This is a genomic window from Streptomyces caniferus (genome assembly GCF_009811555.1).
Taxonomy (GTDB): domain Bacteria; phylum Actinomycetota; class Actinomycetes; order Streptomycetales; family Streptomycetaceae; genus Streptomyces; species Streptomyces caniferus.
In genome coordinates, this window is record NZ_BLIN01000003.1 from 591089 (window position 1) to 611923 (window position 20835).

At 71.9% G+C, this 20835-nt stretch carries 20 protein-coding genes; 11 read left to right on the plus strand and 9 right to left on the minus strand.

Annotation, left to right across the window (positions count from 1 at the left end; genetic code table 11):
• Positions 1-121 precede the first annotated feature (121 nt).
• Together Scani_RS11345 and Scani_RS11350 are read right to left on the minus strand one after the other, a co-directional pair.
• Positions 122-1060 (minus strand): SDR family oxidoreductase, encoded by a 939-nt coding sequence (locus Scani_RS11345; RefSeq protein ID WP_159473277.1) that lies wholly within the window; start codon positions 1058-1060, stop codon positions 122-124.
• Between the two features lie 125 nt (positions 1061-1185).
• On the minus strand, positions 1186-2037 hold the full coding sequence (locus Scani_RS11350; protein WP_246295693.1) for a hypothetical protein: 852 nt from the start codon (positions 2035-2037) through the stop codon (positions 1186-1188).
• Between the two features lie 243 nt (positions 2038-2280).
• Here Scani_RS11350 and Scani_RS11355 point away from each other — a divergent pair, with 243 nt between their 5' ends.
• Positions 2281-3138, plus strand: coding sequence for an SCO4651 family lipoprotein (locus Scani_RS11355; protein WP_167538072.1), 858 nt, complete (start codon positions 2281-2283; stop codon positions 3136-3138).
• Here the strand turns inward: Scani_RS11355 and Scani_RS11360 are convergent.
• Entirely contained in the window at positions 3135-4019 is an 885-nt protein-coding gene (locus tag Scani_RS11360; RefSeq protein ID WP_159473279.1) for an SCO6745 family protein, read from the minus strand. The genes Scani_RS11355 and Scani_RS11360 overlap by 4 nt on opposite strands.
• A 107-nt stretch (positions 4020-4126) precedes the next feature.
• Between Scani_RS11360 and Scani_RS11365 the strand changes: the two genes are divergently transcribed.
• Positions 4127-5017 (plus strand): S41 family peptidase, encoded by an 891-nt coding sequence (locus Scani_RS11365; protein ID WP_159473281.1) that lies wholly within the window; start codon positions 4127-4129, stop codon positions 5015-5017.
• 207 nt (positions 5018-5224) lie between these two features.
• Here the strand turns inward: Scani_RS11365 and Scani_RS11370 are convergent, their stop codons facing one another.
• The 4 genes from Scani_RS11370 to Scani_RS11385 all read right to left on the minus strand — a co-directional run bounded on the left by Scani_RS11370 (position 5225) and on the right by Scani_RS11385 (position 8048).
• Complete coding sequence (locus Scani_RS11370; RefSeq protein WP_159473283.1) at positions 5225-5458, minus strand: hypothetical protein; 234 nt, start codon at positions 5456-5458, stop codon at positions 5225-5227.
• Positions 5459-5460: 2 nt separating this feature from the next.
• Positions 5461-5697: a DUF6400 family protein gene (locus Scani_RS11375; RefSeq protein ID WP_159473285.1), complete on the minus strand. Its 237-nt coding sequence runs from the start codon at positions 5695-5697 to the stop codon at positions 5461-5463.
• Positions 5698-6052: 355 nt separating this feature from the next.
• The gene (locus Scani_RS11380; protein WP_167538073.1) at positions 6053-7297 is read right to left on the minus strand and encodes a PP2C family protein-serine/threonine phosphatase; all 1245 of its coding nucleotides are present in this window, start codon (positions 7295-7297) and stop codon (positions 6053-6055) included.
• Positions 7298-7343: 46 nt separating this feature from the next.
• The gene (locus Scani_RS11385) at positions 7344-8048 is read right to left on the minus strand and encodes a TetR/AcrR family transcriptional regulator (RefSeq protein ID WP_159473287.1); all 705 of its coding nucleotides are present in this window, start codon (positions 8046-8048) and stop codon (positions 7344-7346) included.
• Positions 8049-8338: 290 nt separating this feature from the next.
• Here Scani_RS11385 and Scani_RS11390 point away from each other — a divergent pair, with 290 nt between their 5' ends.
• Together Scani_RS11390 and Scani_RS11395 are read left to right on the plus strand one after the other, a co-directional pair.
• On the plus strand, positions 8339-9865 hold the full coding sequence (locus Scani_RS11390) for an APC family permease (RefSeq protein ID WP_246295694.1): 1527 nt from the start codon (positions 8339-8341) through the stop codon (positions 9863-9865).
• A 167-nt stretch (positions 9866-10032) separates the two neighbouring features.
• Entirely contained in the window at positions 10033-11748 is a 1716-nt protein-coding gene (locus Scani_RS11395; RefSeq protein WP_159473288.1) for an amidohydrolase, read from the plus strand.
• A gap of 105 nt (positions 11749-11853) precedes the next feature.
• Here Scani_RS11395 and Scani_RS11400 read toward each other — a convergent pair whose 3' ends face one another.
• Positions 11854-13173: an ROK family transcriptional regulator gene (locus Scani_RS11400; protein ID WP_159473290.1), complete on the minus strand. Its 1320-nt coding sequence runs from the start codon at positions 13171-13173 to the stop codon at positions 11854-11856.
• A 152-nt stretch (positions 13174-13325) separates the two neighbouring features.
• Here Scani_RS11400 and Scani_RS11405 point away from each other — a divergent pair, with 152 nt between their 5' ends.
• From Scani_RS11405 to Scani_RS11420, 4 genes are read left to right on the plus strand one after another with little or no spacing between them, the layout of a single operon-like run.
• The gene (locus Scani_RS11405) at positions 13326-14639 is read left to right on the plus strand and encodes an ABC transporter substrate-binding protein (RefSeq protein ID WP_159473293.1); all 1314 of its coding nucleotides are present in this window, start codon (positions 13326-13328) and stop codon (positions 14637-14639) included.
• Complete coding sequence (locus tag Scani_RS11410) at positions 14636-15559, plus strand: carbohydrate ABC transporter permease (RefSeq protein WP_159473296.1); 924 nt, start codon at positions 14636-14638, stop codon at positions 15557-15559. The genes Scani_RS11405 and Scani_RS11410 overlap by 4 nt, the downstream gene beginning before the upstream one ends.
• Positions 15552-16436 (plus strand): carbohydrate ABC transporter permease, encoded by an 885-nt coding sequence (locus Scani_RS11415; RefSeq protein WP_159473299.1) that lies wholly within the window; start codon positions 15552-15554, stop codon positions 16434-16436. The genes Scani_RS11410 and Scani_RS11415 overlap by 8 nt, the downstream gene beginning before the upstream one ends.
• Entirely contained in the window at positions 16433-17824 is a 1392-nt protein-coding gene (locus Scani_RS11420) for a GH1 family beta-glucosidase (RefSeq protein ID WP_371872337.1), read from the plus strand. Before Scani_RS11415 ends, Scani_RS11420 begins: the two co-directional genes overlap by 4 nt.
• 86 nt (positions 17825-17910) lie before the next feature.
• On the opposite strand, the gene Scani_RS11425 is transcribed toward Scani_RS11420, so the two are convergent.
• Positions 17911-18321, minus strand: a complete 411-nt coding sequence (locus Scani_RS11425; protein ID WP_159473305.1) for an organic hydroperoxide resistance protein — start codon at positions 18319-18321, stop codon at positions 17911-17913.
• A gap of 127 nt (positions 18322-18448) precedes the next feature.
• Between Scani_RS11425 and Scani_RS11430 the strand changes: the two genes are divergently transcribed.
• The 3 genes from Scani_RS11430 to Scani_RS11440 all read left to right on the plus strand — a co-directional run bounded on the left by Scani_RS11430 (position 18449) and on the right by Scani_RS11440 (position 20649).
• The gene (locus Scani_RS11430) at positions 18449-18910 is read left to right on the plus strand and encodes a MarR family winged helix-turn-helix transcriptional regulator (protein WP_159473308.1); all 462 of its coding nucleotides are present in this window, start codon (positions 18449-18451) and stop codon (positions 18908-18910) included.
• A 270-nt stretch (positions 18911-19180) separates the two neighbouring features.
• Complete coding sequence (locus tag Scani_RS11435) at positions 19181-19414, plus strand: acyl carrier protein (protein ID WP_159473311.1); 234 nt, start codon at positions 19181-19183, stop codon at positions 19412-19414.
• Positions 19411-20649, plus strand: coding sequence for a beta-ketoacyl-[acyl-carrier-protein] synthase family protein (locus Scani_RS11440; protein WP_159473314.1), 1239 nt, complete (start codon positions 19411-19413; stop codon positions 20647-20649). Before Scani_RS11435 ends, Scani_RS11440 begins: the two co-directional genes overlap by 4 nt.
• Positions 20650-20835 lie beyond the last annotated feature (186 nt).

The window sequence follows — 20835 nt, forward strand, 5'->3', positions numbered from 1 at the left end:
GTCATGACCGGGCCGTCCTGTGCTGCGCGTACCTTCTCGGCCCGGCACACGCACGGGCGGGCGGGCTGACTGGCTGCCTGGCTGGCTGTTGGGCGCCCCGCTGGTGACGAGGTGGCCGCCGTCAGCGATAGCCGGTGTCATCGGCGGGGAGCCCGGGGTCCTGGACCTCGACGACGTAGCGCCAGCAGTCCGGCCGGGTGCCGTCGGTGTCGGTGAACCCGTAGAGAGGGGCGAGTTGGCCGCTGGAGACGACGGTGCCCGTCCAGCGCGCGACGTCCGGATCGGCGGCGAGGGCCACCACTGCCCGCGCGACATAGACCGGGGATTCGGCGATGCAGAAATGCGGGACACGGGCGGTCGCCTCCCGCCAGTTGTCCTCGGTCACACCGAAGGCCTCGAGCATCTTCTCCGAGCGCAGCCAGCCGGGCGTCACGGCGACGGCTGCTCCTCGGTGCGGGGCGAGTTCATGGCTCTGGGCCAGGGTCATCCGTGCTACCGCGGCCTTGACCAGGTCGTAGTAGAAGCCCTCGTGGTGGCGGTAGGCGGCGTTGTACTCCGCGGTGCCGTCGGTCATCTCGATCACCAGCCCGCCGGGGCGGCGGATGAGCAGCGGCAGTGCGTGGTGGCTGGTGATCGCGTGGGTGTCGATGCCCATGCGCAGCATCCGCAGGCCGCCGGTGAGGTCGTGCTCCCAGAGGGTGGTGCCGAACTGGGCGTAGGCGTCGCCGCCGAAGATGTCGTTGACGAGGATGTCGAGGCGGCCGTGGTCCCGGTCGATGCGCCGGACGAGGTCGCCGACCTGATCGCTGTCGAGGTGGTCCACCCGCAGGGCCGTGCCGGTGCCCCCGGCCTCGGTGATCAGTTCACCGGTCTTCTCGATCGTCTCCGGCCGGTTGATCTCCGAACGGCCCGTGGTCCGGCTGCTGCGTCCGGTGGCGTAGACGACGGCACCGGCGCGGGCGAGTTCCACCGCGATCGCGCGCCCGGCGCCTCGCGTGGCACCGGCGACCAGCGCGACCTTCCCGTCGAGCGCGCCGGCCCGCGCCTCGTCCCTCGTCACGGCCTCGGTCTGCTCCCTTCTCCTCGCCCCCGCTCAGGATTCCCGGCGGGGACGGTTCGCCCTCACCAGGCCCGGTGACGGCCGGCGGGGCAGAGTTCGTACGTAGCGCAAGTGAGCGTGTCCGGTCAGGAACTGAGGTGATATTGGGCCCAGGGCTGGTGGGCCGGTGCGGAGTCCTCATGGGAGGGCGCGAGGGTCCCCCAGGGGGCGAGAGCGTTGTCCCATTCCGAGGCCAGGGCGGCCATGTCCGGGACGGACTCGGTGGACGGCATGGTGCCGGTGTGCCAGGCGGACGCCATCGGGTGCCCTGAGGGCGCCGCGTTCCAGGAGGCCGTCTGCTGTGCGGGGATGGTGTATTCGGACTCGTGCACATCGCCGGGGCCGCGCCGGTGGCGCCCCAAAGGGTTCTCCGCCGGGCCGGGGTAGAAACGCCCCTGTGCGGAGAGTTGTTGGGCACGGGTGACCAGGCGGGTGAGGTCGAGCCCGAACTCGGCGGCGAGTTCGCGCAGATCCACGCCGGTCTGCCAACTGCCGATGAGTACCGCGTCCATGGCCGGGGACCAGGTCTGTTCCGCCGCCCCCGTGCCGGCACCGTCGCGGGGCAGGCCGGTGGGGCGGGTTCCGGCAGGGGGGTTCTGGTGGGAATATTCGGCGGCGGGATCGGGCGCCGGCGGGGCCTCCTCCGGCTCCCGCGGCGGCGCGGCCGGAGTGGCCGTCGCCAGCAGCTCCTCGGCGACGGCGCGGGCATCGTCCTTGCCCACCGTGCGCCGGGCGATCCGCACTTCGCGTTCGTTCAAACCGAACAGACCGGCCACCGCGCCGGTACTGCCCACCGTCACCGCAAATGCCGCCAAAACCCTCGACCGGTCCGCCTGCGCCTCGTCAAGCCTGGCCTGCGCCTCGCGCACCCGCTCATCGCCCAGACAAAACGCTTCTGCCAGCACGGCGTTGCGGTCCCACAACTCTCTAGGATCCATACCCATTCAACGGCGCTTGGGCAGAGGTGTCCCGATCTGGCTCAGCAAAGCACCCCAAAGCACCCATCGAACCACCAGATGAAAATCACCCCGGTGCGCGCCCCTCGATCGCCCTCGTCCTGGTCGGGATGTCATATTCCCTGGTCACGCGTCCGCGTAAATACTCAACCCGGATTGTCGGTGCCGTGGGCTACTGTCATGATCGATGACACTTTCATCGTTCCATGTGTTCTTGGGGGGACCGTGACTCATTTTTCCCGTTCTTCATCCCGCGTCGCAGCGGCCCTGCTCACCGGGGCCGTGCTGTGCGGCACGGCGGCCTGCACGGCGTCCGGCGACCGCACCGCCGCGTCGGGGAGCATCGACGCGACGCCGGTCGCCGCGGTGCAAAAGGCCGTGAACAAGGGCGCCAAGCTCAACTCCGTCTCGTATCGGCTCTCCGGCAAGGTGCCGGGCCAGGGGACGCTCGACGGCAAGGTGTCGTTCAGCATCCGCCCGCGCGCCATCGACATGCGGATGAAGGCCTCCGGAGGCAAGGAGGAGGGCGAGTTCTCGGTGCGGCTCGTCGGGGACGCGGTGTATCTCGGCGGGGGCGGGAAGGCTGCGGCCGCGATGGACGGCAAGCACTGGATCAAGTTCGCCATGAAGGGCAAGGAGGGCGGCGGCCTCGGGGGGATGCAGCGGCAGGCCGACCAGGACCCGGCGGCGCAGGCGTCCCTGCTCCCCCAGTCCGACGACGTCAAGAAGGTCGGCGAGGAGACCGTCGACGGGGTGCGGACGACGCACTACGCCGGTGTGGTCGAGGTGGCGGACCTGCTGAACAAGCGGGCGCCCAAGAGCGCGCTGGACACCGAGCGCCGCAAGAAGGTGATCGAGCAGTACAAGCAGCTCGGGGTGAGCAAGCTGAACCTCGACATGTGGGTCGGTCCCGGCGACCGCACCGTGAAGTTCCGTGAGCGCGCCCGCACGGCTCAGGGCCCGCTGGACCTGACCATACGGTTCTTCGACGTCAACAAGCCGGTCAGGGTCCAGGCGCCGCCCGCTTCCGACACGGTGGACCTGGCGCAGAAGCTCGAGGAAGCCGGAAAGCGCCTGGGTTAGCGGGGGTTGCCGCCGCGCGGCGCGGGCTCCTCGTCGAGGTGCGGCAGACCGATCGGGTTGGGGAAGGGCAGCACCTCCGCGGCCAGGAGTCGGCGGACCAGGGGTTCGAGCGCATGCAGCATCCCCTCGGTCGTCGCCTCGGGCAGCGGGCGCAGCAGGCGTGCGGCCAGCCGGTCGGTCGCCGCCTCGATGCGCTCCCGTTCCCCCCGGCCGTAGTCGGTCGCGTCGCCCTGGGCGTCCACGAGGTCGCGGGCGCGCAGCCGGTCCGCCGCGGCGGCCCAGTCCTCCTCGCTCCAGCCGCGGTCCTGCCGCATGGTGTCCCGGGGGACGCGGCCCGACGCGACGGCGAGGACCAGGGCCTCGCAGCCGTCGAGCCCCTCGTCGGCGAGCACGGCGAGATGTGCGTCGCCCCGGAACTCCCGCACGGTCGTGGCCAGTTGCCACAGGCGCTCGACGGGGTCGGCGTGGTCGCACAGCTCTCGGTTGGCGGCGAAGAGCGGACGGGCGATGGCCGGCGCCTCGTCGACGATCGTCTGGAGCGGGGGCAGCAGTCCGGCTGCCGTGCGTTCCAGCTCGGGGTCGATCCCGCGCAGTGCGTGGGCCGCGCGGCTGCCGCGCTCGTCGAGGACATGCGTCGGGCCGACGACGCTCCAGGCCGCGGGCAGCGCACGGGCCACCATTCCCGGGGCGAACACCCCGAGTACGGCCGTGGCCGCCGCGGGCTCGATCGCCCCCAAAGGCGCCGTGCGCGAGGCGAAATACCCCATCCAGAAGCCCTTGAGACCGAGGTCCTTGCCCAGGGCACGGCACCTGTCGTCGAAGTAGCAGACCGCGTGCAGCGGCTCGGTCAGCAGCCAGAGCGATCGCGCGTGCAGCTCCATGAACGGCACGCTACCGCCGGCGGACGCCCGGCGCAGCGCATCGAAGCGCGCAGGCCGCCCGCACCGGGGCCTTCGCGCACCCGACACCGAATCGAGGATCAGCAGCAATGCCGAGCAACGCAGAGATCATCAACAACGCTCTCGATCACATAGCGGCGGGCTACATCTTTCCCCGGTGTGCCGCGGAGGCCGACCGGGCGGTCCGCGCACGGCTGGCAGCCGGTGAGTACGACGCACTGAGCGGTGCCGCGTTCTGCGAGGCGGTGACGGCGCACCTCCAGGAGGCCTGCCCGGACAGACACCTCCGGCTGTTGTGGCAGGACGAGCCCCGGTCCGCCGAGCCCGCGGACGAGGACGCGGGCATGGCGGCCTTCCTCGCCCTGATGCGAGCCGAGAGCCAGGGCATCCGCCGCGTCGAACGGCTCGACGGCAATATCGGCTACCTGGACGTGCGGTGGATACCCGACGCCGGCCAGGGCGCCCGGGCGATCGGCGCGGCCATGGAGCTGGTCGCGGGCACCCGCGCACTCCTTCTCGACCTGCGGGAGTGCCGGGGCGGCCTGCCCGCGGGCGCGGCCATGTGGTGCAGCTACTTCTTCCCCGACGACGGGGTGCACCTCAACGATGTGTACGAGCGCTCCACCGACTCCACCCGGCAGTACTGGACCCTCCCGTATCTGCCCGCGCCGCGCTATCTCGACCGCCCCGTGTACGTGCTCACCGGCGCCACCACCTTCTCGGGCGGCGAGGACGTGGCGTACACCCTGCAGGCGCACGGGCGCGCCGAGGTGATCGGTGAGGTGACCCGGGGCGGTGCGCACCCCACCGCCCACCATCCGGTCACGGAGCACATCACGGTCACCGTCCCGACGGCCCGGACCATCAACCCCCTCACGGGCACCAACTGGGAAGGTGTCGGGGTGCGGCCGGACCGGACCGTACCGGCCGAGAAGGCACTGGAGACGGCGCACGAGGAGGCACAGCGGCGGCTGACCTAGCGCGGGTGCGGCGACGGCAGTGCGCTGGGCGGCGGGCGCCGGTGCTGTGGGCGCCGGTGCTGTGGGTGCCGGTGCTGTGGGTGCCCGAGGGCGGTCCCGTCCGCGGGGGCGCCCGGGGGCGCGGGGGTGCCCGTCCGCGGTGGCATCCAGGGCCCGTGGTGTCCCGGCACGGGAGACCTCAGGCCGGCGCCCGGCGGCGGTCCGGCGTCAGCCGTCGGTGCGGCCGCCCGCTCCGAAGCCCGACTCCCAGGCCCAGAGGTGGGTGCAGTTGGGGCACTGCAGATGCAGCACGCTGCCCTTGTTGGACAGGAGATAGCGCCAGTGGTCACCGCAGGTACGGCCGTCGAGGCAGGTCCCGCAGCCCAGGTGGTCCTCGCAGCCGGGGCAGGGGACCCAGGCGCGGCGGCCGATGTCGGCGGTGGGGTCGAGCGGCAGCCGCATCCTCAGGCCTGCCCGGGGCCCGGCAGCACCTCGGCGGCGACCAGCATGTCGTAGGTGGCCTGCTGCTCCGCGTCCAGGCCCGAGTAGAGGAGCCGGTAGGCCTCGTCCTCGCCTTCCATCACCGCGACGGGGTCCCAGCCGTCACCCAGCGCCGCGAGGACCTCGGTCCGTCGCTGGGCTTCGTGAGCGGCGAGGTCCAGCTCGAATATCTGGTGGTCAGAGGTGTTGCGGTCGTTCATGGTGCGCGTCCTGTGCCACTTGCGGATGATGCGGACGTGTTTATCAAGCGGAACGGCACTGAGGAAGCGTCAGGCGGAGAGGGCCGGGCCGAGGGGCCGGAATGTGGACCAGTCGATCACTCAGCGTGACGCGAAGAAATGCGACAACTGGCAGCTAAGCGACCGATCCGGACGGGATACGGCTTCAGGTATGCGCGGTATTGCCGGGAATCCGAGGCGTGACGTAATTCATCCGCGTGCTGCCGGATCGCCCGGGTAGCCCGACCCGGGGCGCCCGGGTTCCGGCCCCTCCGCGAGGCCGATCCGCCCGTGGCCCCGTGGCCCCGCGTGGGAAGCAAGGCCGCGCGGCGCAGCCCTAGCCCGTTCCCTCGCGGAGCGGCGGCCGGGCGGGCAGGCGGCGCACCGCGACCGCGGCGGCGTCGTCGCCGAGCCTGCCGTTCGTGTGCGCCAGCAGGTCCGCACGCAGTTGGCGCAGAACCTGCTGCGGGGTGCCCTCGCTCCAGGCTCCGGCGCGCTCGACGAGGGGGTAGAAGGTGCCCTTGTCGTCGCGGGCCTCGCTCACCCCGTCCGTGTGGAGCAGCAGCAGATCTCCCGGGGCGAAGGGGAACGTCTCGACCTCGTAGTCCGGGGCGCCGGCCAGGCCGCCGAGGCCGATCGGCAGCGCGGTGCGCTCGCCGTACAGGGGGACGGCCCGCCCGTCGCGCAGCAGCAGCGGGGGCGGATGACCGCAGTTGATGAGGCGCAGCACGGACCAGCGGTCGGGGATGTCCAGCAGCACGGCGGTCGCGAAGGTCTCGTCGCTGTCGGCGACGGGGTCGGGGCCGGCAACCGGAGGGACCGGAAGGGAGTCGGCATCCGGGCCAGGGTTCGGGCCGGGGTGGGGGCCGACCGCCGCCTTCGTCCCGGTCTCGGCGCCCGGCACGTCGTACCACTGGCTACTGTCCCAGCGGACGGCTCCGTCGAGGTGGATGGCCAGTCGGGGCAGGGTGGCCTGACGGTGGGCAGCCGCCCGGAAGGCGCCGAGGAGGAGGGCGGCGTGGCCGTAGGCGGGCAGCCCTTTGCCGCGGACATCGCCGATGATCAGCCGGGTGCTGCTGGTGGTGCGCGCCGCCGCGAACAGATCGCCGCCCATTTCCGCCTCCTCCTCGGCCGCCAGATAGAAGGAGGCGATCTCCAGGGCGCCGCTGCGCGCGGGCAGCGGCCGGAGCAGCACCTGCTGGGCGACCGCGGCCACCGAGCGGCTCTGGGTGAGCCGGCGCGCGTTGCGGTCCCGTACGACGGTGAAGAGCACGACCAGCCCGGAGACGACCACCAGCGCGGCGATCTGGGCCTGCAGATTCGTGGTGAACAGCACCTGGCGCGCGAGGCCGATGAACACCTGGGCGGCGACCGCCAGCGCACCGATCGCCGCGGTCAGGCGGGGCCCGGCGAAGGCCGCGGTGATCGCGGGGGCCGCGACGAGGAGCGGGCCCAGATGGATGTCGGGCGGCGCGAGAACGTCGATCACACAGACCGCCACGATGAGCCCGATCGGGATGAGCACCAGGACCTGGCTCAGTTCCCGTCGTCCGCGCAGCTCCGTCCGCCGTGCAAAGGGCATGCCTCATATTTGCACCCGGGCGGACGAAATGCCTGGTTCGCCCCGGTCACGCCTCCGGCTGCCCGGCCGCCCGCCGCAGGGCCGCGATGAGCAGATCGAGCGCGGGGCCGACGGCCGAGCCCCCCATGAGCGGAAGGTGCTCGCGCACGCGGTGCAGGCTGGGGAACTCGTCCGCGGGCAGGTCGGCGTACCCCTCCTGCCAGGCCTGCTCGTCCGCCGCGCGCTGGGCGGGAGCCAGCCGCAGGACGCCGGCGTCCAGGGCCGCATGGCCGAGAGCGGTGTCGACGAGTGCGTGGTAGTGGCGGACGGCGGCGGCCTCGTCGAACCCGGCCCGGAGCAGCAGACCGATACCCGTGTCGACCGCGTGCTGCTCATGGGGCCGGCCCGTGACCCGGACGGTGCTGAACACCGCGATCTGCGGGTGGCGCAGCGCGGAGCGGTAGGCCCGCAGACCGAAGTCGCGCAGGTCGGCGGCCCAGTCGCCGGTGGGCGTGAAGCCGGTCATGGACTCGCCGATGAGGCGGTCGGCCAGCGCCAGCAGCAGATCCTCGGTGTTGCGGAAGTAGCGGTAGACGGCGGACGGATCGGCGCCGAGGGCCGCGCCGAGTTTGCGCACGGTGAAGGCCTGCGCCCCCTGGGCGTCGATCAGTTCGCAGGCGGCGTCGACGATGAGGTCGGCCGACAGGACCACGCCTGAACTGGTCGGCCGGCGCCGCTTGCGCTCGACCGGGACGCGTTCGCTCTCCGCCACTCCGAACCCCTCCGCTTCACTCCGCCCCGGCCCCCGGGCCCTGTCGCAGCCAGGCTAACCAACAGGTTACGTCAACACCGTTGACACAAGATGGAAGGGCCTGTTTCATCGGCGGACATACACGGTTCACCGCGGTGCCCACCCCGCACCACCCCCCTTTCGTACGACGCGGCCGGCCCGCGACCCCGGTCCCGGCGCGCGCCGTCCTGCCCCGCCGCCTCCATCCCGCACCTCCACGCCCCCCTGGCCCGGCCGAGACGGTCCGGCCCGCCGTCCAAGGAGTGAGTGCCATGCCTTCCGCAGTGCAGCAGGACCCCGGACCGGCGCGAATGCGCCGCTCGCTGGGGGTGAAGGACGGGGTGGCGATCGCCGCGTCGAGCACCGCCGCGACCACCAGCATCGGCATCGGTATGGGCACGCTGGCCGCGTACACCGGCCGGCAGACGCCCGCCCTGCTGCTGCTGGCCTTCGTGCCCATCCTCGGCATCGCGCTGTCGTACGCCCGGCTCAACCGCACCGAGCCGAACTGCGGCAGCGGCTACACCTGGGTGGGCCGGTCCATCGGCCCCTGGCCCGGGTTCCTGACCGGGTGGGTGGTGCTGGTCGGCAACGTGATCTTCATGGCGTACACGGGTGCGGTGACCGGCTCCGTCGTCCTCCAGTTCCTCAACAAGATGGGCCTGCGCAGCGTCGGGGGGCTCCGGCTGGATCCGTCCTCGACCGGCATCAGCACCGCCGTCGGCCTGGTCGCGCTGGTGCTCGTCACGGTCACCGCGATCACGGGCGTGCGGGCCGCGACCCGGCTGCAGATCTGGCTGCTGGTCTTCGAGTACGCGGTCCTGCTGCTCTTCTGCGGCTACGCCCTCGCCGTCGGCGACCAGCCGTTCTCGATGTCCTGGCTCAACCCCTTCGAGATCTCCTCACCCCAGGCGCTGGCACAGGGGATGGTGCTGGCGGTCTTCTTCTACTGGGGCTGGGACGCCGCGTTCAGCGTCAACGAGGAGACCCGCAGCTCGACCGACGCCGCCCGCGGCGGACTGATCGCGCTGGTGGCGATGCTGGGACTGTTCCTCATCGGAGCGCTCGCCTTCCAGCGGGTGATGAGCACGGGTGAGCTCATCCACAACGGGCCGCAGGCGCTCACCTTCCTCGGCAGCGCACTGGCGCCGGAGCCCTGGGCCTCCCTGCCGCTGGCCGCCCTGATGTGCTCGGCCTTCGCCTCTCTCCAGTCGAGCGTCATCCCCACCGCCCGCGGCGCGCTGGCGATGGCCCGCGACCGCACGCTGGGTCCGATGTGGCAGCGGGTGCACCCGCGCTACGGCTCCCCCGCCGTGGGCACCCTCGTGGTCATGGCCCTCGCCGCGCTGCTCGCCGTGCTCGCGGTCGGCATCCCCCAGCTCAACGACATGATCCTGACCGCCGTCAACTCGATCGGCCTGACCGTGGCCCTCTACTACGGGCTGACCGCACTCGCCTGCGCCGTGCGCTTCCGCGACAGCCTGCGCGGCGGAGCGGTGCGCGCACTGCGCGATGTGCTCGTCCCGGCGGTGAGCGCGCTGACGCTGTTCGGGCTCGGCGGCTACCTCGTCTGGGACTACGCGACCATGAGCGACCACTTCGAGGCGAGCCCGGACAACGGCTGGTTCATGCTGCTGCTGCCCGCGCTGTTCATCGCGCTGGGGCTGGCCACCGCCGCCTGGGCCAAGTGGGTACGCCGCGCTCCGTACTTCCACACCGGCCGGGGGACGGACGCCGACGCGATCAGCCTCCCGATGGACGCGGAGACCGCCGCGCTCCCCAGCCCGTCGGAGGGCTGACCACGCTCCCGAGCCCTTCGGAGGGCTGCCCGCGCTGCCGAGCCGCCCTGCGCACGAGCCGTCCGCCGCCCGGCCGTTCGAGGCCCTGACGACACGACCGCAACACTTCCATCACACCCATCACGTCCAACGCACCACCCACCCCACACACCTGGAGCGACCACCGCATGGATCTCAGCACCACCGTGACCCCCGGGCCCGCCCCGGACTCCGCCGCCCACGGCGCCACCGGTGACGGCCCCGCCGACCTCGTCTTCGTCTCCGGCCCCGTGCACACCGTCGACGCCGCGCGCACCCGGGCGAGCGCGGTGGCGGTACGCGGGGACCGCATCATCGCCGTCGGGCACGACGCGCAGGTCCAGGACCTGATCGGGCCCGCCACGGACGTCGTCGATCTGCGCGGCAAGCTGCTCGTCCCCGGATTCCAGGACGCGCACGTCCATCCGGTCAGCGGCGGGCTGGAGTTGGCGCTGTGCGATCTGAGCGCGGCCGTCACCGCCGAGGCGTACCGCGAACTGATCAGCTCGTACGCTGCGGCGCACCCCGAGGCGGCGTGGATCACGGGCGGCGGCTGGTCCCTGGAGGCGTTCCCCGGCGGCATGCCGACCCGGGAGTTCCTGGACGCCCTCGTCCCCGACCGCCCGGTGTTCCTCGTCAACCGCGATCACCACGGCGCCTGGGCCAACTCCTGCGCCCTGGAACGGGCCGGGGTCACCTCCCGTACCCCGGATCCGGCCGACGGCCGTATCGAGCGGGACGCCGACGGCCGCCCGACCGGCATGCTGCAGGAGGGCGCCATGCAGCTGGTGGCCGATCTGGTCCCGGAGGCCACGCTCGCCGAGCAGACCGCGGGCCTGCTCAGGGCGCAGCGGCTGCTCCACGGGTACGGGGTGACCGCCTGGCAGGACGCGATGCTGGGCCGCGGCCCCGGAACGGCCGACTCCATCCCCGCGTATGAGGCCGTCCGGCGTGACGGAAAGCTCACCGCGCGGGTCACCGGCGCCCTGTGGTGGGACCGGTCCCGCGGGGTCGAGCAGATCCCCGGACTCATCGCCCGTCGGGAGGAGTTGACGGGCGGGCGGCTGCAGGCCACCAGCGTCAAGATCATGCAGGACGGCATCGCCGAGAACCACACGGCCGCCATGCTCACCCCCTACCTCACCGCCTGCGGCTGCTCCTCCGACAACAGCGGCATCTCGTTCATCGACCCCGAGGACCTGCGGACCTACGTGACCCTGCTGGACGCGGAGGGCTTCCAGGTGCACTTCCACGCCCTGGGCGACCGGGCCGTACGCGAGGCGCTGGACGCGGTCGAGGCGGCCCGGCGGACGAACGGCCGGCGCGACACCCGGCCGCACCTCGCCCATCTCCAGGTGGTCCACCCCGACGATGTGCCGCGCTTCCGCAGGCTCGGCGCGACGGCGAACATCCAGGCGCTCTGGGCGGCCCATGAGCCGCAGATGGACGAGCTGACCATTCCCTTCCTGGGTCCCCAACGGGCGGCCCGGCAGTACCCGTTCGGCGACCTGCTGCGCTCGGGCGCCACCCTCGCGGCGGGCAGCGACTGGCCGGTCAGCTCCCCCGACCCGATCGCCGCGCTGCATGTCGCGGTCAACCGCCGGGAGCCCGACTGCCCGGCCTCGACGCCGGTCTTCCTCCCCGAGCAACGCATCGACCTGGGCTCGGCGCTGGCCGCCTATACGGCCGGCAGCGCCTACGCCAACCATCTCGACGACACCGGCACCATCCAGCCGGGAAAGCTGGCCGACCTGGTCGTCCTCGACCGTGATCCCTTCGACGGGCCCGACGAGGAGATCGCCGCGACCCGCGTGCTGCAGACGTTCGTCGGGGGGAGCCGGGTGTACGCGGCCGACGACGCCTGAGGAGGATGCGCGGGGGGCTCGCCCGTCGGCGGGAAGCGGCCGGCCGCGGCCCGTTCTCCGTCCGACGGTGTTCCCCGCGCGGACGCCGGCCCGCCGGGGCGCTGTTCACCCGCCCCGCGCCCACCCCGTCGGCGCCCTGCGCCCTGCCTGCACCGCCGCCCGCTCCCCCGGCTTGCGGCCCGGTGCGGCGCGCCGCCCTCCGTTGGCGAAGAATTCGGCCAGCGGCAGCGTCGCCGCGCCGACCGTGACGGCGTCGGGACCGAGCGTGCCGAGGCCGATGGTCACCCGGCCGGCGGGGTGCGCCAGGGAGTAGGCGGTGGCGTAGGTGCGGACCGCGGGCAGGAGGTACGGGCCCAGCTGGAGGCCGGCCCAGCCCCCGATGAGTACGCGTTCGGGGCCGAAGAGGTTGATCAGGTCGGAGATCCCGGCGCCCAGATACTCCGCGGTCTCGTCCAGGACGGCGCGCGCGACCGGGTCGGCTGCCGTACCGCCCACCGGCGGGTGGGCCGCGGCGATCAGTGCCGTGAGCGCCGTCTCCTCGTCGGCGTGCGCCGGTGGTTGACCGCCCGCCTCCTGCCAGCGCTCCAGCAGGGCCTCGGCCCCGGCGTACGCCTCCAGGCAGCCGCGGGCACCGCAGCGGCAGCGCCGGCCGCGGACACTGACCGTCAGATGACCCCATTCGCTCGCGCTGTCCCGTGCTCCGCCGTCGATGACGCCGTCGGTGACGATGCAGGCGCCGACACCGGAGCCGAAGAGCACGATGACCGCGTCCTCGGTGCCCCGGCCGCCGCCGAACCACATCTCGGCCTGCCCCAGCGCCTTGGCGCCGTTGCCGAGGAAGAAGCCCACCCCGGCGGGGAGGGCGACGGCGTCGCGCAGCAGCTCCTCCAGGGGGACGGCGTCCCAGCCGACGGTCTGGCCGTGGACGACCGCGCCGCGGGGCCCGCCCCGTTCGAGGATGCCGGGGACGCCGATGCCGACACCGAGCAGCCGGTCGGGGTCCGTACCGCTCTCCCGCAGCACGGCGGCGACGCCGTCGCGGACATGGCGGACGATCCGGTGCACGTCGTAGCCGTGGTGCGTCAACGGGTGTTCAGAGCGGGCGAGTTCGGTCATCGCGAGGTCGAAGAGTGCGACCCTGACCCGGGTTTCGCCGACGTCCACACCGATCAGGCAGCCGCTCGCCGGGGCGACCCGGAGCAGGGTGCGCGGCCGGCCACCGTCGGATTCGACCACCCCGGCCTCCTCCAGGAGCCCGTCCTCGGCGAGTTCGGCGACCACATTGCTGACGGAGCCTGAACTGAGGCCCGTTGCGGGCACGAGTTCCTGCCGGCTCAGGGGACCATCGGAATACAGCCGTTCCAGCACCGCGGTGCGATTGGCTCTCCGCAGGTCACGCACGGTCCGCTGGGGGCGCTCGGCCATCCGGTCTCCCTCCCGGCCCGCCGGCCGGCGCAGTCGGGTCCCTTGACGCACCCTTCTCTCGGGCCTTAACTCACATCCTAAGTTAAGCCATGAGGCCGTTCAGGAACTGAACATGGCCGACCTCGGACTCCTCAGAGAGAGGCGTATCCGTCATGCGCATACTCCGAGCCGCGACCGTCACCGCCACCGTCACCGCGCTCGCCGCCGTGGCAGCCGGATGCGGGGGCGGGACGAGCCCCGGAGGGGGCAGCGACGACTCCCCCAGGACGCTGACGTACTGGGCGTCGAACCAGGGACCGAACGTCGAGGCGGACAAGAAGATCCTCGGTCCCGAGCTGAAGAAGTTCGAGCGGCGGACCGGGATCAAGGTCGAGCTGGAGGTCATCCCCTGGCCCGAACTGCTCAACCGGATCCTCACCGCCACCACGTCGGGCCAGGGCCCCGATGTCCTCAACATCGGCAACACCTGGTCCGCTTCGCTGCAGGCCACCGGTGCGCTGCTGCCCTGGGACAAGAAGAACTTCGACGCGATCGGCGGCCGCGGCCGCTTCCTGGCCCCGGCCCTCGACGCCACGGGCGCGGCGGGCAAGGACCCGGCCGCGGTGCCGCTGTACTCGCTGGCCTATGCGCTGTACTACAACAAGCAGATGTTCAAGGACGCCGGGATCAGCAAACCCCCGGCCACCTGGGACGAGTTGGTCGCGGACGGCAAACGCATCGCCAAGGACGGCACGTGGGGCCTGGGCGCCGAGGGCGGTCAGCTGACCAACAACATCCATCAGGCCTTCGCCCTCGGCAAGCAGCACGGCGCCGACTTCTTCGACGCCTCCGGCAAGCCCACCTTCACCTCGGACGGTGCGGTCGCAGCGGTCAAGCAGTACATCGATTTCATGGCCAAGGACAAGATCATCGCCCCCGGCAACGCCGAGTACGGGCAGAACCAGTCGCTGCGGGACTTCGCCACGGGCCGGACCGCGATGGTGCTGTGGCAAGCCGCGGCCACCACCTTCGCCGCCGACGGGATGAAGCCCGACGAATGGGGCGTCGCCCCGGTGCCCGTCCCGTCCGGCACCCCGGGCACCGGCCGGCAGACCAACTCCATGCTCGCCGGCATCAACATCGCCGTCTTCAAGAACACCCACAACCTCCACGGCGCGCGGGAGTTCGTGAAGTTCATGACGAGCGACGGCGAACAGCGACTGCTCAACAAGACCTACGGTTCCATCCCGCCCGTCACGGCCGCCCAGCAGGACCCCGCGTTCGACCGCCAGGACACCAAGGTGCTGCGCGACACGCTCACCCACAGCGCCACTCCGCTGCCGCAGGTCGTCGAGGAGTCGCAGTTCGAGACGTCCGTCGGCACCGCGATCAAGGACCTGTTCGCCGACGCGGCCGCCGGTCACCCGGTGACGACCGCCTCGGTCAAGGAGCGCCTGGCCAAGGCCGAGCAGCAGATGGCGAAATGAGGGTCCTCGCCGGGCTGCGCCGGGCCGGCCTGCCCTATCTGCTGCTGCTCCCCGCGCTGCTGCTGGAACTGCTGGTCCACCTCGTCCCGATGGTCATCGGCATCGTGATGAGCTTCAAGGACCTGACCCGGCTCCATATCGGCGACTGGGGAACCGCCCCCTGGAAGGCGCTGGGCAACTACCGCGTCACCGTGGACTTCGACGCCCCGGTCGGCGCCACGCTGCTGCACTCGTTCTTCGTCACCTGCGCGTTCAGCGTCCTCACGGTCGGCCTGTGCTGGCTCCTGGGCACCACGGCCGCGATCTTCCTGCAGGAGAACTTCCGGGGCCGCGGTCTGCTGCGGGCCGTCTTCCTCACGCCGTACGCGCTGCCGGTCTACGCCGCGGTGATCACCTGGGCCTTCATGTTCCAGAGGGACAACGGCCTGGTCAATCATGTGCTCCACGACCAACTACACCTCACCGACGGCCGCCCCTTCTGGCTGCTGGGCGACCACAGCTTCCTCGCGCTGCTGGTGGTCTCCGTCTGGAAGACCTGGCCGTTCGCCTTCCTCGTGGTGATGGCCGGTCTGCAGAACATCCCCAAGGACCTCTACGAGGCGGCGGCGCTCGACGGAGCGGGCCTCGTCCGGCAGATCCGCCGGATCACCCTGCCCGCCCTGCGGCCCATCAACCAGGTGCTGGTGCTGGTGCTCTTCCTGTGGTCGTTCAACGACTTCAACACGCCCTATGTGCTGTTCGGCAAGGCCGCTCCGGAGGCCGCCGATCTGCTCTCCCTCCACATCTACCAGTCCTCGTTCGTCACCTGGAACTTCGGTACCGGCTCGGCCATGTCCGTCCTGCTGCTGCTCTTCCTGCTGGTGGTGACGGCCGGCTATCTCCTGGCCACCTCGCGCGGAAGGAAGCATGCCGATGGCTAGCCCCACCGCCCGTACGGCCGGCCGCCGGCGCTCCCCCACCGCTCCGCCCCGCTCCTTCCGCTGGGCCCGGCGGATCTTCCTCACCGCGCTGACCGGCTTCGTGCTGCTCCCCGTGTACGTCATGCTCAGCAGCTCGCTCAAACCGCTGGAGGACGTCTCGGGCACCTTCCGCTGGCTGCCGGGCGAACTGACCCTCCGCCCGTACCTCGACATCTGGCACACCGTCCCGCTGGCCCGGTACTTCGGCAACTCGCTGATCGTGGCGGGGTCGGCCACCGTCTGCTCGGTGGTGATCGCGGTGTTCGCCGCGTACGCGGTGAGCCGCTACCGCTTCCGCGGCAAGCGGATCTTCACCGTCACGGTCCTGTCCACGCAGATGTTCCCGGGCATCCTCTTCCTGCTCCCGCTCTTCCTGATCTACGTCAACATCGGCAACTCCACCGGCGTCGCCCTCTACGGCTCCCGCGGCGGCCTGATCCTGACCTATCTGACCTTCTCCCTCCCGTTCTCCATCTGGATGCTGACCGGGTACTTCGCATCGGTGCCGCGCGAGCTGGACGAGGCCGCGTACGTGGACGGCTGCGGTGCGCTCGGGGCGCTCTTCCGGGTCGTGGTGCCGGCCGCGCTCCCCGGGATCGTCGCGGTCGCCGTGTACGCCTTCATGACCGCCTGGGGCGAGGTGCTGTTCGCCTCGGTGATGACCAACGACACCACCCGCACCCTCTCGGTCGGGCTGCAGGGCTACGCCACCCAGAACGACGTCTACTGGAACCAGGTCATGGCCGCGTCCCTGGTCGTCAGTGTCCCGGTGGTCGCCGGGTTCCTGCTGCTGCAGCGCTATCTGGTCGCCGGGCTCACCACCGGGGCCGTCAAATGACCCACGCCGAAAGGAACTCCGTGACCGACCGGATCGACTACGCCGCCCTGCCGGACGGCTTCGCCTGGGGCGTGGCCACGTCGGCCTATCAGATCGAGGGAGCGGTCGCCGAGGACGGCCGCGCCCCCTCCATCTGGGACACCTACGCGCGCACGCCCGGCACCATCGACAACGGGGACACCGGGGACCGGGCCTGCGAGCACTACCACCGCTGGCCCGAGGACATCGCGCTGATGCGTCAACTGGGCGTCGGCGCCTACCGGTTCTCGGTGGCCTGGCCGCGGGTCGTGCCGGACGGCGACGGCCGGGTGAACACCGCGGGCCTCGCCTTCTACGACCGGCTCGTCGACGGCCTCCTCGACGCGGGCATCACCCCGTTCGCCACGCTCTATCACTGGGATCTGCCGCAGGCGCTCCAGGACCGCGGCGGCTGGCCCGCACGCGCGACGGCCGAGCACTTCGCGGCGTACGCCTCGGTGGTCGCCGAGAAGCTCGGCGACCGGGTCCCGCACTGGGCCACGCTCAACGAACCCCTGTGCTCGGCCTGGATCGGCCATCTCGAGGGCCGGATGGCGCCCGGCCTCACGGACCTCCCCGCGGCGGTGCGTGCCTCCTACCACCTGCTGTTGGGACACGGCCTGGCCGTACGGGCGATCCGGGCCGCTGCCCCGGGCGCCGAGGTCGGCCTCGTCACCAACCTGAGCACCGTCGAACCCGCCACCGGGTCGGAGGCCGACGCCGCGGCGGCGCGGCGGATGGACGGGCACACCAACCGCTGGTGGCTCGATCCGGTGCACGGCCGCGGCTTCCCCGCCGACATGCCCGAGGTGTACGGCGTCGAGCTGCCGGAGCGCGCCGGTGACCTGGAGGCCATGGCGGAGCCGCTGGACTGGCTGGGGCTGAACTACTACTTCCCGGCCGTGGTCGCCGCCGATCCTTCCGGCCCGCCGCCGTTCGCCCGCCCGGTGCGCCGGCTGCACGTACCCCGTACGGGCATGGACTGGGAGATCGACGCGGGCGGCCTCGAAACGCTGCTGCTGCGGCTGACCGAGGAGTACGCGGCGCCCAAGATCTATGTCACCGAGAACGGCTCCGCCTATCCGGACGTCGTCCGGCCCGACGGCACCGTGCACGATCCCGAGCGCACCGCGTACCTGCACCAGCATGTGGCCGCCTGCGCCCGCGCGGCCCGGAAGGGCGCACCGCTCGCCGGATACTTCGCCTGGTCGCTGATGGACAACTTCGAGTGGGCCTACGGCTACGACAAGCGCTTCGGCCTGTTCCATGTCGACTTCGCGACCCAGGTCCGCACGCTCAAGGACAGCGGCCGGCACTACGCGGAGCTGATCGGCGCCCGGACGCGCCGCGGCGCCCCACCCGCGGTCTGAGCCGTACGTGCCCGGCGGGCCGGCCCGGCGAGATCGCGGGGGCCGGCCCGCCGGGCAGGGGCCGCGGCGCCGACCGGACCGCGCGCCTACTCGACGACCAGCTCGACGTCGATGTTCCCGCGGGTGGCCTTGGAGTACGGGCAGAACTGGTGCGTCGCCTCGACCAGCTGCCGCCCGGTCTCGCCCGCGAGGGTGTCCGGCAGCTCGACCCGCATGACGACGGCCAGGCCGAAGCCGGTGTCGTCCTTGCCGATGGAGACCTCGGCGGTCACCGAGACGTCCTTGGTGTCGAGCTTCATCTGACGGCCGACGTTGCTCATCGCGCTGGCGAAGCAGGCCGCGTAGCCGGCCGCGAAGAGCTGCTCCGGGTTGGTGCCGGCGCCGTTGCCGCCGAGGGCCGGCGGCATGGCCAGGGCCAGGTCGATCTGGCCGTCGGAGCTGACCGCCCGGCCTTCGCGGCCGTTGGCGGTGGCGACAGCGGTGTACAGCGCGTCCATCACAGATCCCCTTCGGTGGTGCGGCGGCCGCTTCCCGGTCGCCGACGGCCCTCACAGTGGCACACATTTACATTGTCCGCAACTCGGTTGTGCACAACTAAATGGCTCGGCGAGCTAACCTGGACCCATGACCTCCGCCACCAGGCCCCCGGTACCCGACGCCGAACTGCTCCGCCTCGACCACCAGGTCTGCTTCTCGCTGCACGCCGCCTCACGGGCCTTCGGCGGCGTCTACCGCGACGCCCTGAAGGACCTGGGCCTGACCTACCCCCAGTACCTGGTCATGCTGGTCCTGTGGGAGCACGGCCCCCAGCCGGTGAAGGCCATCGGCGAACAGCTCAGGCTGGACTCCGGCACCCTCTCCCCGCTCCTCAAGCGCCTGGAATCGGCCGGTCTGGTGCGCCGCGAACGGAGCACCGAGGACGAGCGGTCGGTCACCATCCACCTGACCCCCGCCGGCGACGGCCTGCGCGAAGCCGCCCTGCCGGTCCCCCTCAGGATGCTGGCCGCCACCGGCCTGACCCTCGAGGAACTCCGCACCCTCCAGAGCCTGTTGGGACGCGTGACCCGCGCCCTCGACGAGGCCTGACGCCGGAGGATTCCGCACTCCGCCGGCCCGCGGCCCGTACCTCCCGCCGGTCCGCGGCGTTACGTACGTAGGTGCTTTCCGCGGCGTCCGCAAGGCGAGGCGCCGACACCCTGGCCACCCCGGTGCGCTCATCACCCCATTGAGCTACCAAGGTTGGGGAGTCATCGGGACAAAGGCGTATAAAGGGTGGTCAAACCAGCCGGAGCCGCCGGTGAAATCCCGCCCACGACGCGGTTGGCAGCACGCCTACGACAAGCGGAGGAGCGCCACGTGAATGCGGCAGAAGTTGTCAACACCTTGCTGGTCCAACGATTCGGGGTCTCCCCGGTCGACATCGCCGAGGAGGCCCCGCTGCGCAGCCTGCGCCTCGACTCCCTGGCGCTGGAAGAGCTCCGCGTCCTCATCGAGGAACGGCTGGACATCGACCTCGACGAGGTCTCGCTGACTCCGCGGAACACCGTGGGCCAGCTGGTGGCGGCCGTCGACGGCAAAGTACCGGCATGACGTCCCGCCAGGAGCCGTTCTCCGCGGCCGTGACAGGGCTGGGACTGGTGACCGCGGCGGGCGTGGGGGCGAAGGCCACCTGGCATGCCGTCACCCAGGAAACCGTGCCCGGTGGAGTGTCCCACCAGGAAGAACTCGCCGATCTGCCCTGCGACTTCATGTACACCATCGCCGGTCTGGACACCACCGAGCTGCTCGGTGTGGCCACCCAGCGGCTGATGGACCGCTTCTCCCAGCTCGCGGTGATCGCCGCCCGGGAGGCCCTCTCCGATGCCGGACTCGACCCGGAATCCTGGGACAGCAGCCGCGTCGCGGTGGTGATCGGCTCCGCGCACGGCGGGCTGCCGTTCTACGACCAGCAGCATGTCGCCATGGCCGGGCGCGGCGCCCGCCGGGTCTCCCCCAAACTCGCCCCGCTGACCGTCGTCAACAGCGCCGCCAGCAGCGTCTGCATGGACATCGGTGCCCACGGCCCCAGCCTGGGCGTGGCCACGGCCTGCTCCTCCGGGACCGTCGCCGTGGGCACCGCGCACCAGCTGCTGCGCGCCGGGGTCTGCGACATCGCCATCGCCGGCGGGGCGGAGTCGGTCCTCTCCCGGCTACTGATCGCCAGCGCCTGCCAGATGAAGGCGGTCTCCACCCGCCGGGACGACCCCAGCACCGCCTGCCGCCCCTTCGACGCGGGCCGGGACGGCTTCGTGGTCGGCGAGGGCGCCGGGCTCCTCGTCCTGGAGCGGCCCGAGCACGCCAGGGCCCGCCGCGCGCCCGTGCGGGCACACATCCGCGGCTACGGCGCGTCCAGCGACGCCTACGCCGCGGTGGCCCCCGACCCCGAGGGCAAGGGCATCGAGCGGGCGCTGCGGACCGCGCTGGCCGACGCCGGGGTGCAGGCCGGCGAGGTCGGCCATGTCAACGCGCACGGCACCTCGACGGTCGCCAACGACCACATCGAGGCCGCCGCGCTGCAGCGGGTCCTCGGCGATCACCCCCTGGTCACCTCGACCAAGGCGATGACCGGGCACGCGCTGGGCGCCGCCGGCGGGATCGAGACCGCGCTCACCGTGCTCGCGCTGGAGCAGCAGCTCGTCCCCCCGACCGCCAACCTCGAGGTGCTGGACCCGCGGATCCCGGTCGAGATCGTGCACACGGAGGCCCGCCGGTCGGCGTTCGACTGCGCGGTCAAGACGTCCCTCGGCTTCGGCGGGCACAACGCCGCACTGGTGCTGACCCGCTAGGGGGTGTCTCTTCGATCTGCGTGGATCAGCCTGCGGCGTCTGGTGCCGTGCAGGGCAAGGCGGAGCGTCTCCCGCGGACCGGGTGTCCGTGGGTGAGGCGACAACGCCGCCAGGTGCGGTGCCAGACGCCGCAGGCCCACGGAGATCGGAGAGACACCCGCTGGGCCCTGTCGTCACTCTCGCGTC

Bases quoted from the DNA above. Each gene is read 5' to 3' on its own strand.
- Scani_RS11350 (WP_246295693.1), bottom strand. From the start codon at position 2,037: ATGGATCCTAGAGAGTTGTGGGACCGCAACGCCGTGCTGGCAGAAGCG.
- Scani_RS11360 (WP_159473279.1), bottom strand. From the start codon at position 4,019: ATGGAGCTGCACGCGCGATCGCTCTGGCTGCTGACCGAGCCGCTGCAC.
- Scani_RS11365 (WP_159473281.1), top strand. From the start codon at position 4,127: ATGCCGAGCAACGCAGAGATCATCAACAACGCTCTCGATCACATAGCG.
- Scani_RS11370 (WP_159473283.1), bottom strand. From the start codon at position 5,458: ATGCGGCTGCCGCTCGACCCCACCGCCGACATCGGCCGCCGCGCCTGG.
- Scani_RS11375 (WP_159473285.1), bottom strand. From the start codon at position 5,697: ATGAACGACCGCAACACCTCTGACCACCAGATATTCGAGCTGGACCTC.
- Scani_RS11380 (WP_167538073.1), bottom strand. From the start codon at position 7,297: ATGCCCTTTGCACGGCGGACGGAGCTGCGCGGACGACGGGAACTGAGC.
- Scani_RS11390 (WP_246295694.1), top strand. From the start codon at position 8,339: ATGCCTTCCGCAGTGCAGCAGGACCCCGGACCGGCGCGAATGCGCCGC.
- Scani_RS11395 (WP_159473288.1), top strand. From the start codon at position 10,033: ATGGATCTCAGCACCACCGTGACCCCCGGGCCCGCCCCGGACTCCGCC.
- Scani_RS11400 (WP_159473290.1), bottom strand. From the start codon at position 13,173: ATGGCCGAGCGCCCCCAGCGGACCGTGCGTGACCTGCGGAGAGCCAAT.
- Scani_RS11405 (WP_159473293.1), top strand. From the start codon at position 13,326: ATGCGCATACTCCGAGCCGCGACCGTCACCGCCACCGTCACCGCGCTC.
- Scani_RS11410 (WP_159473296.1), top strand. From the start codon at position 14,636: ATGAGGGTCCTCGCCGGGCTGCGCCGGGCCGGCCTGCCCTATCTGCTG.
- Scani_RS11415 (WP_159473299.1), top strand. From the start codon at position 15,552: ATGGCTAGCCCCACCGCCCGTACGGCCGGCCGCCGGCGCTCCCCCACC.
- Scani_RS11420 (WP_371872337.1), top strand. From the start codon at position 16,433: ATGACCCACGCCGAAAGGAACTCCGTGACCGACCGGATCGACTACGCC.
- Scani_RS11425 (WP_159473305.1), bottom strand. From the start codon at position 18,321: ATGGACGCGCTGTACACCGCTGTCGCCACCGCCAACGGCCGCGAAGGC.
- Scani_RS11430 (WP_159473308.1), top strand. From the start codon at position 18,449: ATGACCTCCGCCACCAGGCCCCCGGTACCCGACGCCGAACTGCTCCGC.
- Scani_RS11440 (WP_159473314.1), top strand. From the start codon at position 19,411: ATGACGTCCCGCCAGGAGCCGTTCTCCGCGGCCGTGACAGGGCTGGGA.